12 protein-coding genes are annotated in these 13388 nt (G+C 64.8%); 8 read left to right on the forward strand and 4 right to left on the reverse strand.

The features are described from left to right. Window positions 1-63 precede the first annotated feature (63 nt). The 6 genes from hemC to BM269_RS09465 all read left to right on the forward strand — a co-directional run bounded on the left by hemC (window position 64) and on the right by BM269_RS09465 (window position 6562). The gene (hemC, locus tag BM269_RS09440; RefSeq protein ID WP_090436949.1) at window positions 64-1047 is read left to right on the forward strand and encodes a hydroxymethylbilane synthase; all 984 of its coding nucleotides are present in this window, start codon (window positions 64-66) and stop codon (window positions 1045-1047) included. Between the two features lie 94 nt (window positions 1048-1141). Continuing rightward, window positions 1142-1906, forward strand: a complete 765-nt coding sequence (locus BM269_RS09445; protein WP_090436768.1) for a uroporphyrinogen-III synthase — start codon at window positions 1142-1144, stop codon at window positions 1904-1906. Next, the gene (locus BM269_RS09450) at window positions 1903-3084 is read left to right on the forward strand and encodes a uroporphyrinogen-III C-methyltransferase (RefSeq protein ID WP_090436769.1); all 1182 of its coding nucleotides are present in this window, start codon (window positions 1903-1905) and stop codon (window positions 3082-3084) included. The genes BM269_RS09445 and BM269_RS09450 overlap by 4 nt, the downstream gene beginning before the upstream one ends. Then, window positions 3084-4280, forward strand: coding sequence for a heme biosynthesis protein HemY (locus BM269_RS09455; protein WP_090436770.1), 1197 nt, complete (start codon window positions 3084-3086; stop codon window positions 4278-4280). Before BM269_RS09450 ends, BM269_RS09455 begins: the two co-directional genes overlap by 1 nt. An 84-nt stretch (window positions 4281-4364) precedes the next feature. Continuing rightward, window positions 4365-4901 carry an inorganic diphosphatase gene (gene ppa, locus BM269_RS09460; RefSeq protein WP_090436771.1) on the forward strand — a complete coding sequence of 179 codons (537 nt, stop codon included), beginning with the start codon at window positions 4365-4367 and terminating at the stop codon, window positions 4899-4901. An 83-nt stretch (window positions 4902-4984) separates the two neighbouring features. After that, entirely contained in the window at window positions 4985-6562 is a 1578-nt protein-coding gene (locus BM269_RS09465) for an FAD-dependent oxidoreductase (protein ID WP_090436772.1), read from the forward strand. On the opposite strand, the gene BM269_RS09470 is transcribed toward BM269_RS09465, so the two are convergent. Beyond that, window positions 6559-7677 carry a GNAT family N-acetyltransferase gene (locus tag BM269_RS09470; protein ID WP_090436773.1) on the reverse strand — a complete coding sequence of 373 codons (1119 nt, stop codon included), beginning with the start codon at window positions 7675-7677 and terminating at the stop codon, window positions 6559-6561. The two genes, BM269_RS09465 and BM269_RS09470, sit on opposite strands and share 4 nt — an antisense overlap. A gap of 136 nt (window positions 7678-7813) precedes the next feature. Here BM269_RS09470 and BM269_RS09475 point away from each other — a divergent pair, with 136 nt between their 5' ends. Together BM269_RS09475 and BM269_RS09480 are read left to right on the forward strand one after the other, a co-directional pair. After that, window positions 7814-9868, forward strand: coding sequence for an NAD(+) synthase (locus tag BM269_RS09475; RefSeq protein ID WP_090436774.1), 2055 nt, complete (start codon window positions 7814-7816; stop codon window positions 9866-9868). Window positions 9869-9888: 20 nt separating this feature from the next. Then, entirely contained in the window at window positions 9889-10227 is a 339-nt protein-coding gene (locus tag BM269_RS09480; protein ID WP_090436775.1) for a P-II family nitrogen regulator, read from the forward strand. On the opposite strand, the gene BM269_RS09485 is transcribed toward BM269_RS09480, so the two are convergent. The 3 genes from BM269_RS09485 to BM269_RS09495 form a co-directional block, all read right to left on the reverse strand. Next, complete coding sequence (locus tag BM269_RS09485; RefSeq protein WP_090436776.1) at window positions 10228-11400, reverse strand: GGDEF domain-containing protein; 1173 nt, start codon at window positions 11398-11400, stop codon at window positions 10228-10230. Continuing rightward, on the reverse strand, window positions 11397-12623 hold the full coding sequence (locus tag BM269_RS09490) for a GGDEF domain-containing protein (RefSeq protein ID WP_090436777.1): 1227 nt from the start codon (window positions 12621-12623) through the stop codon (window positions 11397-11399). The genes BM269_RS09485 and BM269_RS09490 overlap by 4 nt, the downstream gene beginning before the upstream one ends. A gap of 95 nt (window positions 12624-12718) precedes the next feature. Next, window positions 12719-13345 (reverse strand): trimeric intracellular cation channel family protein, encoded by a 627-nt coding sequence (locus BM269_RS09495; RefSeq protein ID WP_090436778.1) that lies wholly within the window; start codon window positions 13343-13345, stop codon window positions 12719-12721. Window positions 13346-13388: the final 43 nt, after the last annotated feature.

Here is a 13388-nt window from a genome sequence, read left to right on the forward strand (position 1 = left end):
AAACTGGTGAACGCCGGTTTGGCGCTAGCAACAGCGAAAGAACTGGTCTTGAATACTCCTGAAATGGCCCAACAGCTCCCTTCCAAATTGGTGATCGCTTCGCGCGAAAGCCGGCTCGCCATGTGGCAGGCCGAACACGTCCAGGCTCGCTTGTCTCAATTATATCCGCAGTGCAGCATCGAGATCCTGGGCATGACCACCCGCGGCGACCAGATCCTCGATCGCGCGCTGTCGAAGGTGGGCGGCAAGGGGCTGTTCGTGAAGGAGCTGGAGGTGGCGATGGAAGAGGGCCGCGCTGACCTGGCGGTCCATTCGCTGAAGGATGTGCCGATGGAACTGCCGGCGGGATTCGCGCTGGCGGCCGTGCTGGAGCGCGAAGATCCGCGCGATGCCTTCGTTTCGAACGACTACTCCTCGCTGGCCGACCTGCCGGCCGGCGCCATTGTCGGCACCAGCAGCCTGCGCCGCCAGGCGCTGATCTCGGCGCGCTACCCGCACCTGGTGATCAAGCCTTTGCGCGGCAACCTGGATACCCGGCTGGGCAAGCTGGATCGCGGCGACTATGCGGCCATCATCCTGGCCGCCGCCGGCCTGAAACGCCTCGGCCTGCCGCAGCGCATCAAATCGCTGCTGGCGCCGGACGATTCGCTGCCGGCCGCGGGGCAGGGCGCGATGGCGATCGAAATCGCCGAGCGTGGCGATGGACTGGACATGAAAGCCATCCTGGCCCCCCTGAACCACCTGGCGACCGCGCAAGCCGTGACGGCGGAACGCAAGGTGTCCAAGGTGTTCGGCGGCTCCTGCCAGGTGCCGCTGGCGGCCTTCGCCACCGTCGACGGCGGCCGGATGCACTTGCGCGCGATGGTCGCTACGCCGGATGGCACCCGCGTCGCCCGCGCCGAAGTGACAGGTCTTGCCGCCGACGCGGAAGCCCTGGGCGCCCAAGTCGCCGAGCAACTGCGTGCCCAGGATGCCGAAGCCATCCTCGCCGCCTGCGCCGCGGAGCAGGCCGACGCCATGAACCCCAACGCCGCACCGTCGGTATAAGCGCCGCCCGGATGCCTGCCATGCCCGCCATGCCCGACGTCCTCCGCACACCAGTGTCAGGCCCTTGGGTCTGACACTATTTACCGGTTTTCCAATGCCGCGCCGCGTCATCCTCACCCGCCCCATCGCGCAGGCCGAGCCCCTGGCCGGCCGCATCCGCGCACTCGGCCGCGAAGTCGAGGTGTTGCCGCTGCTGGAAATCAGCCCCTTGCCCGACCAGGCGCCGTTGCGCGATGCCCTGGCTGGCCTGACAAGCTACCAACTGGTCGCCTTCGTTTCTCCAAACGCGATCGAGGCAGCCTTCGGCCACATCCCGGCATGGCCGCCAGGACTGCAAGCCGCGGTGGTGGGCGAGGCCAGCCGCCAGGCCCTGCTGGCCCAAGGCATCCCTGCCAGCCATATCGCCAGCCCCGCCGACCCCGCCCACAGCGACACCGAACACCTGCTGCAAGCCCTCGACCTGCCGGCCCTGCGCGGCGCCAGGGTCCTGATCGTGCGCGGCGAGTCCGGCCGCGAACTGATGGCCGACGCCTTCCGCGCGGCCGGCGCCGAAGTCACGGTGCTGCCAGCCTACCGCCGCGCCGTGCCGCAACTGACGCCGGCGCTGGCCGAGCGATTGACCGCGCTGGCCGCCGCGCCAGCGGACTGGATCGTCACCAGTTCCGAAGCCTTGCGCGGCCTGGTCGGGCTGTTAAATGCATTAAACACGTCGACAATCGTTGCATTGTTGCAACATCATCACCTGATTGTCCCGCATTCCCGCATTGCTGAAACGGCAAGGGATTTGGGTTTCCTGCATGTCACTCTCACAGGATCAGGCGACGAACGGGTCCTCGCCGCGTTACAATCACGTCCATGAACGATTTGCCTAACCAAACAGACAACAAAGACGCCCCGCCAAATCCGCAGACTGCGCCGGCCGTCGAGACTCCAAATGCCGCCCAGACTGCGCCAGCGAGCCCGCCGGTACAGGAGCGCGACGCGTTGCGCCAGCCGCTTACCATCGCGGTGGTGGTGCTTGGCATTCTGCTGGCCGCACAAGCCTTCTACTCGAAAAACCAGGTGTTCCGCCTGCGTGAAGAGATGGCGCGCCGCCTGCAGCAGGGCGATTCGCTGAACGGGCAGACCAGCCAGTTGGCAAAAACTGTCCAGGAGACGACCAAGGAAATCCAGCTCAAGGTAGGCGTGCTGGAAAACCGCCAGCAGGAAGCCCAGGCGCAGCAGCTCGCGTTGGAGCAGCTGTACCAGGACATGTCGAAGAACCGCGACGAATGGGCGCTGGCCGAGATCGAACAAGTGCTGTCCACCGCCAGCCAGCAGCTGCAACTGGCCGGCAACGTGCCAGGCGCGCTGATCGCGCTGCAAAACGCCGACCGCAGCCTGTCCCGTTCCGACAAGCCGCAATTCATCACCATCCGCCGCGCCATCGCCAAGGACATCGAACGCCTGAAGGCGCTGCCGAACGTCGACAACGTCGGCCTGGCCGTGCGCCTGGATAACGTGATCGCCCAGGTCGATGGCTTGCCGATGCTGTCCGACGCCAAGCCAGCGCCGCCGGCGCCGGCCGAGCGCAAAGCCTATGCACCGGCCAAGGCAAAAGGCAAGGGCGCGGCAGCCAAGGACGCGGCTTCCGCGCCGGCGGAAGCCGAAGAAGGCTGGGGCGACCGCCTGAAAAACGTATGGCAGGACTGGAGCAGCGATATGTGGTCGGAAGTGTCGACCCTGATCCGCGTGCGCCGCGTCGAAACGCCGGACGCCATCATGCTGGCGCCGGAAGAAGCCTACTTCCTGCGCGAGAACCTGAAACTGCGCCTGCTGAACGCGCGCATGGCCCTGTTGTCCCGTAACGAAGCCGCCTTCCGCGCCGACCTGCTGGCCGCGCAGGAGTCGCTGGCGCGCTACTTCGACACCAAGACCATCCAGACCAAGACCGCGCAGCAGCTGCTGCGCCAACTGCAAGGCAGCAACCTGCAGATCGAAATGCCGACGCTGGCCGATAGCCTGAACGCGGTGCGCAACTACAAGGCGAAGCCATAATGCGTCTCTTTATCTGGCTCGTTGTGATGATGGCTGCGGCCATCGGTATTGCCGTGACGGCACGCTTCAATCCGGGCAATGTGGTGCTGTTCTATCCGCCTTACCGCGTTGACCTGTCGCTCAACTTCTTCATGGTGCTGCTGGTTGCGGCCTTCCTGCTGGTGCATTTCCTGGTGCGCGCCTTCAACGCCACTGTCAACATGCCGCGCAAAGTGGCGGCCTACCGCCAGAACAAGCGTGAACGCGATGGCAATAAGGGCCTGCGCGATGCGCTGAAAGCCCTGTTCGAAGGCCGCTTCGGCCATGCCGAGAAGGCCGCGCTGCGTGCTGCCGAATTGCCGGAGAATGCCGGCGTCGCCGCCCTGATCGGCGCCCGCGCCGCGCACCGCATGCGCCAGCAAGCCCGCCGCGACCAGTGGCTGGCCCGCATCGCCAGCGACAACGGCATGAAAACGGCGCGCCTGATGACCATGACCGAACTGCTGGTCGACGACCATCAACCGGAGGCTGCGCTGGAAGCCGTGCGCGAACTGAATGCCAGCGGCACCCGCCATATCCACGCCCTGCAATGGTCGTTGAAGGCCGAACAGCAAGCCAAGAACTGGCCTGAAGTGCTGCGCCTGGTGCGCCTGCTGGACAAGCACAAGGCCCTGCATCCGGCCCTGTCGGCGCGCCTGCGCGAGCTGGCTTACGACGACCTGATGTCCGATAACGCGCACGACGCCGAATCGCTGCAACGCGTGTGGAGTACCATCCCGGCCGCCGACCGCCTGAAGCCATACGTCGCCTGCCGCGCCGCCACCGCCCTGAATGCACGCGGCCTGCACGACGAAGCGCGCGTGGTGTGCGAGGAATCGCTGGCGGCAAACTGGGATGAACGCGTGCTGCGCGCTTACCGCGACGCGGCCGCGCCGGTCGGTTCCGCCGCGCTGCTGGTGCAGATCGAGCATTGCGAAGGCTGGGTGCGCGAGCGCCCGAACGACGCGGAACTGGCGCTAACCCTGGGTTCCCTGTGCCTGAAGCAAAAACTGTGGGGCAAGGCCCAGCGCTACCTGGAGCAAGCACTGTCCGATGCCTCCGAATCGCGCATGGTGCGCGAATCCCACCTCAAGCTGGCGCAGTTGCACGAAGCGCTGTCCCAGCCCGAAGAAGCGGCGAACCACTATCGCCAGTGCGCCTTGGCAACTATCTTGTGACGGTGCTGCGCCGCACAAGCGGCGCCCACTTCGCTATAATTGCAAGGTTAGACTGTTCAAAAAAGCATTAACCCGAGGAAAAACATGAGCCTGAATAAAGTACCGGCCGGCAAAGACCTGCCGAACGATTTCAACGTGATTATCGAGATCCCGATGAACGCGGATCCGATCAAGTACGAAGTGGACAAGGAATCCGGCGCCATCTTCGTGGACCGTTTCATGGGCACCGCCATGCACTACCCGTGCAACTACGGCTACATCCCCAACACCCTGTCCGACGACGGCGACCCGGTCGACGTGCTGGTGATCACCCCGTTCCCGCTGATCCCTGGCGTGGTGGTGCGTTGCCGCGCCATCGGCGTGCTGAAAATGACCGACGAAGCCGGCCAGGACGCCAAAGTGCTGGCGGTGCCGGTCGATAAGATCCTGCCGATCTATAAGCACTGGCAGAAGCCGGAAGACCTGCAGGACCTGCGCCTGCAACAGATCCAGCACTTCTTCGAGCACTACAAGGACCTGGAGCCAGGCAAATGGGTCAAGGTTGATGGCTGGCACGGCCCGGAAGAAGCCAAGAAAGAAATCATGCACGGCGTAGCACAAGCCGCCAAACAAGAAGGCTGATTGTCGGCCTGTTTGAAGAAAGCGCCCCGCGGGGCGCTTTTTTTGTATAGTCCTTGCGTGAACCCTGACAGGGAGGACGCAAGATGGAAGGATCATTGTCGGTCTGGGCGAAAACCGCCCCCGTCGCCGCCACGCCTCATCTGAGCGGCGAACTGCAGGCAGATACCTGCATCATCGGCGGCGGCATCGCCGGCCTGACTACCGCCTACCTGCTGTCGCTGGAAGGGCAACGCGTGATCTTGCTGGAAGCGCGTGAGCTGGGCAGCGGCGAAACCGGCCGCACCACGGCCCACCTGATGCCGCCGGATGAGTGGTACCACTGTATCGAGCAGGACTTCGGCTCAGTCAACGCAAGGCTGGTGGCCGCCGGCCAGATGGCGGCGATCGACCAGGTGGCGACCATCGTCGGTAGCGAAGGCCTGGACTGCGGGTTCGAACGGCTCGATGGCTACCTGTATTCCGCCAGCGGCGACCCGAATGAGATCCGGCGCGAAAGCGAGGCGGCCACGCGCGCCGGGCTGGAAGTCGAGCTGCTGCCGCAGGTGCCGGGACTGCCGTTTGAAAGCGGCTCATGCGTGCGCTACGCCCAGTTGGGGCAGTTCCACCCGCTGCAATACCTCGACGGACTGGCGCACTGCATCCGCCGGCGCGACGGCCGCATTTTCTGCAACAGCCGCGCCATCGGCATCGACCGGGTGGGCGACCAGCTGCATGTGAACACGGCCAGCGGCCGCGTGCTGGCGAACGCCGTGGTGGTCGCGACCAATACGCCGTTCAACAACCGCGTCGTCCTGCATACCAAGCAAAACGGCTACCGCAGCTATGTGATCGGCGTCGAAGTGCCCACCGGCTCCTTGCCGCACATGCTGCTGTGGGATACCGGCGACCCTTATTACTACGTGCGGCTGGAATCGGGCGGGGCCAGCCCGGGCCACGAAATGCTGATCGTCGGCGGATGCGACCACAAGGTCGGGCAGGACCATGACCCGCGCCACCGCCATGACCAGCTTGAAGCCTGGGTGCGCCAGCGCTTCCCGATGGCCGGAGCGGTGACCTTGCGCTGGTCCGGCGAAGTGATGGAGCCGGCGGACGGCCTGCCTTTCCTCGGCCGCAATCCGATGGACAACGGCCAGGTGTACGTCATCAGCGGCGATTCGGGCACCGGCATGACGCACTGCACGCTTGGCGCGATGATCGTGCGCGACTTGGTGATGGGACGGGAAAATCCCTGGGCCGAGTTGTACGACCCGGCGCGCAAGCCGATCCAGGGCATGCGCGATTTCATGCAGGAGCAGGCCAATACCCTGGCGCAGTACGGCGATTGGCTGCGCGGCGGGGAAGTGGAGTCGGCAGTGGAGATCGCGCCGGGGCAGGGCGCTATCCTGAACCGCGGCGCCAGGAAGCTGGCGGTCTACCGCGACGACGACGGCGGACTGCATGCCATGTCGGCTGCCTGCACCCACCTTGGCTGCGCGGTTAACTGGAATCCGGCCGAACGGTCCTGGGACTGCCCGTGCCATGGTTCGCGCTTCTCCGCCGAAGGCGCGGTGCTGCATGGCCCCGCCAATACGGCGCTGGCGGCGGAAGAACTGGACGATGACGAGGCGGGCATCCAGCCGGTGCCGGGCCAGCCTGGCAGCAGCCACCGCGCGCCGCGCTAGCGGAAGGGCGTGTGCTCGTTCAGTTCATCGAGGTAGGCATCGATGCCGCCTGCCTCGCGCTCCAGGAAGCGTTCCACCGCGTCGCTGAAAGCGGCGTGGGCCAGCCAGTGGGCGGACCAGGTTTTCTGCGGCAGGAAGCCGCGCGCCATCTTGTGCTCGCCCTGTGCGCCGCCCTCGAAGGTCTTGATGCCGTTGGCGATGCAGAACTCGAGCGGCTGGTAGTAGGCGGCCTCGAAATGCAGGCAGGGGATGTGTTCCATCGCGCCCCAGTAGCGGCCATACAGGGTGTCTGCGGTGTGGATCAGCAGTGAAGAGGCAAGCGGCTGGCCATCGCGCTCGGCCACTACCAGCAGCAGGTTGTGCGGCATGGTACGGGCCAGGCGCAGCCAGAAATCCAGGTTCAGGTAGGGCGACGAGCGGTGCTCGGCGTAGGTGTTGCTGTAGCAACGGTGGAAAAAGCGCCAGTCTTGCTCGACCGTTTCCTGACCGCGCAATTGGCGCATGGTGATGCCGGCTTGCCTGACCTTGCGGCGCTCGGCGCGGATGTTCTTGCGCTTCCTGTGTTCCAGCGTGTCCAGGAACTGGTCGAAATTCTGGTAGCCCTGGTTCAGCCAGTGGAATTGCACGCCGGTCCGCAGCATGAAGCCCGCCGCGCGCAACTGTTCCGCTTCGTCTTCCGGTGGGTAGAGAATGTGGGTGGAGGACATGCCGGCCACGCCTTGCTGCTCCTGCAGGAACGCCAGCAGGGCGCGGCGCGCCGCCGCATCGCGCGCCAGCAGGCGCGGGCCGGTGACTGGCGTGAAGGGAATGGCCGACAGCAGCTTGGGGTAGTACTCGATGCCGTTGCGGTGATAGGCGTCGGCCCAGGCCCAGTCGAACACATATTCGCCGTAGGAATGGGATTTGACGTACAGCGGCATGGCGGCGGCCAGGCTGTCGCCTTCCCATACAGCCAGGAATTGCGGCTGCCACCCCGTATCGGCGCACGCGCTCCCCGATTCGTGCAGGGCATGCAGGAAGGCGTGCGACAGGAAGGGATTGCCCGCCGCCAGCCGGTCCCATTCGGCAGAGGCGACGTCGGCGAGAGAAGAAAGGACGCTGGTACGGTATGTCATCCGGCCATTCTAGCCAATTACGGCCCAGCCCGTGTCCCACCTTGGGGTCACACCCCAAATGGGACACGGGCTGGGCCGTACGCAGGGGCGGGGGCAATGTTAAAATCTTCGCCATCACCTTTGGCCTCGCTGAGTTATGTCGCATTCCTTCCATAATTTGTACCACCATGATTTCGCCCGCGTGGCGGTTGGCGTGCCGCGCTGCCGGGTGGCTGATCCGTTGTTTAACGCGGCGCAGACGATCGCATTGGCGGAGGAGGCGGCAGCCAAGGGCGCGCTGCTGGTGGCGTTCCCCGAACTGGGGCTGTCGGCGTATTCCTGCGATGATCTGTTCCACCAGCGCGCGTTGCTGGACGGGGTGCTGCAGGCCTTGCAGTCCGTGGTGGAGGCTTCGAGCCGTATCCCGACGGCGCTGGTGGTGGGGGCGCCGCTGCGGGTCGATCATCAGTTGTTCAATTGCGCGATCGTGGTGTCGGGCGGCGTGATTCGCGGCGTGGTGCCGAAGTCTTACCTGCCGAATTACGGCGAGTTCTACGAGGCGCGCCAGTTCAGCGCGGCCGATGAGGCGATTTCCAGCGAGATTTCACTATTGGGCCAGCAGGTGCCGTTCGGCGCCAACCAGTTGTTCGAGCTGGAGAACCTGCCGCTGTTCAAGTTCCACATCGAGATTTGCGAAGATGTCTGGGTGCCGATCCCGCCGTCGTCCTTTGCCGCGCTGGCCGGGGCGACCGTGCTGGTCAACCTGTCGGCATCGAATATCCTGGTCGGCAAGGCCGATTACCGCCGCCAACTGGTCGGCCAGCAGTCGGCGCGCTGCCTCGCGGCGTATCTGTATTCCTCGGCCGGCCGCGGCGAGTCGACCACCGACCTGGCCTGGGATGGCCAGGCACTGATTTGCGAGAACGGCGAAATGCTGGCGGAGTCGGAGCGCTTCGCCGAAGAATCGCACATCATCTTCGCCGACGTGGACCTCGAGCGCCTGTCGCGCGAACGCATGCGTACCACCACCTTCGGCCACTCCACCCGTCGTCACAAAGCCGAAGTGGCGCAGTTCCGGACCGCGCGTTTCCCGGTCGAGCTGCCGTCGCATCGGGTATTGCCGCTGGAACGCCATGTGGCGCGCTTCCCTTACGTGCCGTCCAACCCGCAACTGCGCGACAAGCGCTGCAACGAGGTCTATCAGATCCAGGTCAGCGCGCTGGTGCAGCGCCTGTCTTCGTCCGGCATCAGGAAAGTGGTGATCGGGGTCTCGGGCGGGCTGGATTCGACCCATGCGCTGCTGGTCTGCGCCAAGGCCATGGATCATCTCGGCCTGCCGCGCACCAATATCATCGCGGCCACCATGCCGGGCTTTGCCACCAGCACCCGCACGCTGGACCAGGCGCGCGCATTGATGCAGTTCGTCGGCTGCACTGCGATGGAAGTGGATATCCGGCCAAGCTGCATCCAGATGTTGAAGGACCTTGGCCACCCGTACAGCGAGGGCAAGGAACAATACGACATCACGTTCGAAAACGTGCAAGCAGGCGAGCGCACCAACCATCTGTTCCGGATGGCGAACCACCACAACGGCATCGTGATCGGCACCGGCGACCTGAGCGAACTGGCGCTGGGCTGGTGCACCTACGGCGTGGGCGACCATATGTCGCACTACAACGTGAACGCCAGCGTGCCGAAGACCCTGATCACCCACCTGGTGCGCTGGGTGGCCGAGAGCAAGCAGTTCGGCGATGTCAATTCGAGCGTGCTGCTGGCCGTGGTGAATACTGAAATCAGCCCCGAGCTGGTGCCCGGCAAGTCGGGCGACACGGCGCCGGCGCAGGTGACGCAGGACTTCATCGGCCCGTACGAACTGCAGGATTTCAACCTGTACTACACGCTGCGCTTCGGCTTTTCGCCGGCCAAGGTGGCCTTCCTGGCGCACCACGCCTGGCGCGACCGCGACGTCGGCCAGTGGCCGGAAGACGAGCACGTGGCACGCAACCAGTACGAATTGAAAGACATCAAACACAACCTGGGCATCTTCCTGAAGCGCTTCTTCCAGACTTCCCAGTTCAAGCGCACCTGTGTGCCGAACGCGCCGAAAGTCGGTTCCGGCGGCTCGTTGTCGCCGCGCGGCGACTGGCGCGCGCCGAGCGATTCGGAAGCAGCTGCCTGGCTGGAAAACCTGAAGACCGTGCCTGACGCTTAAACCACTATAAGGAGAACGCAATGAAGCAAATTACCGCCATCATCAAGCCATTCAAGCTGGACGAAGTGCGCGAATCGCTGGCCGAAGTGAACGTGACCGGCCTGACCGTGACCGAGGTGAAAGGCTTCGGCCGCCAGAAAGGCCACACCGAGCTGTATCGCGGCGCGGAATACGTGGTCGACTTCCTGCCGAAGGTGAAGGTGGAAGTGGTGGTGGACGACGGCGTGGTCGATAGCGCTGTCGATGCGATCATCAAGGCGGCCCGTACCGGCAAGATCGGCGACGGCAAGATCTTCGTGCAGAACATCGAGCAGGTGATCCGCATCCGCACCGGCGAAACCGGTGCCGAGGCGGTCTGATCAGGCCGCAGTTTCAGCGACGCGTACACAGTCGCGGCCTGCATTCTTGGCCGCATACAACGCCCGATCGGCACGCGCCAGCAGCGTGTCCGGCCCGGTATCTTCCGCCCCCAGGCAGGCAATGCCGATGCTCAAGCTGAGCGGCACGGCCCGGCCTTCATGCCTGATTTGCAGCGCCAGGGTGCCGGCGCGCAGGCGCTCCGCAACCACCTGGGCTTCCTTGATGCCTGTAGATGGCAGCACGACCGCAAACTCCTCGCCGCCGAGGCGTGCCGCCAGGTCGCTGCGCCTGCAGGCGGTGGCGCAGTGGCGTCCGATGGCGGCGATCGCCTGGTCGCCGGTGGGGTGGCCAAAGCTGTCGTTGATCGCCTTGAAATGGTCGATGTCGATCATCAGCAGCGAGAGCTCGTGCCCATAGCGCCGCGAGCGTTCAATTTCCATTTCGGTGCGTGCCATGAACTGGCGGCGGTTGGCGATGCCGGTCAGGAAATCGGTGGTCGCGATCTCGTGCAGCGCGCGGTTGCGGTCGTCGATGGTTTGTTCCAGCTGCAGGCTTTCCAGTTCAAGCGCATCGGCCAACGCATGGAGCGCGGCGCGCGCATTGTCGCTCTCGATGCGGAATTGGGCGGCGATCACGAGGATGGGGAGGGCGCCGCGCAGCAGTTCGCCGGCCGGGGACATGGCGGACGTGCCTGCGATGGCGGGCAGCAAATGCCAGGCGGCGTCGATGCCGAACAATGCGCACAAGATGGCGCGGCCATTGCGCGGCGCATGGAGGAAAAGCAGTACGCCGGCGGCCAGCAGCAATGGAACGCGAACCGCAGCACCGAGGATGAGGGAGAGCAGGGCCGCCGCCAGCAGCAGCCCCATCCACGGCTGGGACTTGTGCAGGCATGGCGGCGGGGCCGGCATGTAGCACGCCGCGCCGCGCAGCAACAGTACGGCGTTTGCCGCCATCAGCACGTGTGGCAGCATGATCGAAAGCGCCGCCGGCAAGTTGCCGCGCATGCCAGCCAGTATCCAGGCCACGCCCTGGCAAATGGCCGCCAGGCTCCAGTTCGAACCGGCCGAACGTCCATCGCGTACCGCGTGCAGGCCGATGAAGGCGATGCCGATCGCGAGGCATGCAATGCCGAGGGTCAGGTGGCAGGTGCCGAGGTGCAGGGGAGTCAAGCTGCCTCCACGCGGTTGCGGCCACCGTTTTTGGCGCGATACAGCGCCGTGTCGGCGCGTGCAACCAGACTGTCCATCGAGGTATCGTAGGATTTGAGCGTGGCGACGCCGAAGCTGGCGGTGACCTGGTGCGGCACGCCTGATAGCGCTGGCGGGATGGCGGTGATGGCGCGCCGCAGGCGCTCGGCCGCCAGGCGGGCTGCAATCGCGCTGGTTTCAGGCATCAGCAAGGCAAATTCTTCGCCGCCCAGCCGGCCGGGCAGGTCGACGTTGCGTGCATTGGACTGGCAGGCTTGCGCGATCACCTGCAGCAGCTTGTCTCCCGCAGGATGACCGAAGCGGTCGTTGATCTGCTTGAAGTGGTCGATGTCCAGCAGCAGGAGCGTCAACGGCAGGTGATAGCGGCGGGCACGCTCGATTTCGTCGTTGCCGCGTTCCATGAAGTGGCGGCGGTTGGCGATGCCCGTCATGCTGTCGGTGCTGGCTTGCCTGGTCAGTTCCGCCGTGCGTTCGACTACCACGGACTTCAGCATGTCGCGCTTTTGCTGCAGGCGGCCGGCGTGGGCTGCCAGTTCGTCGCGAATCTTTTCGCTCTCCAGCCGGAACTGGAAGGCGTTGACCAGCACATGCAGGATGCCGCCCACCGAGACCATGACGGCAAAGGAGGAGCCGCCGGCCAGGAAGCTGTCGACGTGGTCGCCGGAAAACACGGCGGCGCCCAGGCGCAGCACGCTCCAGATGGCGGCCAGCGCCAGGATGTCGACCAGGTAGCGGGTGCCGGCGGGCAGGCCGGGGCGCTTGACCAGCATCAACAAGGTGGCGCAGTAAAAGGCGGCGCGGTAGGCGGACACCAGGGCGATACGTGCCTGCAGGCTGGCTTGGCCGTAACTGAACCAGGCAAAGCCCGCGACCGCCGCAACGATGCACAAGAGGTAATAGCGATCGCTGTAGCGTGCCCCGACCAGCATTGCCGTGCCGCGGTGGATGAACACCAGGCTGACGACGGAAAGCGCATTGTCGGCGACGGTGCCGATATAGCCAGGAAGGGTGGCTGAATTGGCAACCAGCAGGGCTGCCACGCCGCCGGTCAAGGCCGACATGGCCCATTGCCCGCCCGGTGTGCCGGCCAGTGCGCGGCCACGCAAGCCCCTGAAGGCGCAGGCAATCAGGATCGACAGGAAGCCGACCAGGCTAGTGGCAGTAGCGACATCAAAGGTAAACACGGACAGGCAGGCGCATCATGAAAGTTGCACCATTGTATCATTTGTTACTAGATGTTAAGTTTTAACTTTCCAATTGAAAGTTAATTGGCGATAGCCTATGGCCGGCTGATCTTCAGGTCGAAACGCCAGGCCAGCAGGCGCAGCACGGTGATCAGCCCCGCGCTGGACCACAGCGCCACGTCGTCCGACACCTGGGTGTATTGCAGCGCGATGTAGAACCAGCAACCGAAGAAGGCGCAGATCGCATACGGTTTGCCGTCGCGGAACACCATCGGCACCTCGTTGCAGATAATGTCGCGCAGCACGCCGCCGAAAATACCGGTGACCACCCCCATCATCACTGCCACGAAGATCGGCATGTCGGCCGCCAACGCTTGCGCCACGCTGGCGACGGCGAACAGGCCAAGGCCGACGGCGTCGGCGATCACGATCAGGCGCTCGGATACGATGTGGCGGATATGCCTGACGAAGGGCGCCGCCACCAGGGCGACCACGAACAGCAGGATGGTATATTCCTGGTGCGCCACCCAGAACAGGGGGCGTTTGTCGAGCAGGATGTCGCGCACGGTGCCGCCGCCGAATGCGGTGATGAAGGCGACGATGAACACGCCGACAATGTCCATCCGTTTGCGGCGCGCCTCGATGAACCCGGAGAAGGCCCCGACCAGGATTGCGACGACCTCAATGATGGTAATTAGGGAGACGGCGGGGACGATTTTCATGAGCCGCAGATTAGCATCCTGATTACCGAACCTGCAAGCCGGG

Source organism: Duganella sp. CF458, assembly GCF_900113115.1.
Classification (GTDB): Bacteria; Pseudomonadota; Gammaproteobacteria; order Burkholderiales; family Burkholderiaceae_D; genus Rugamonas.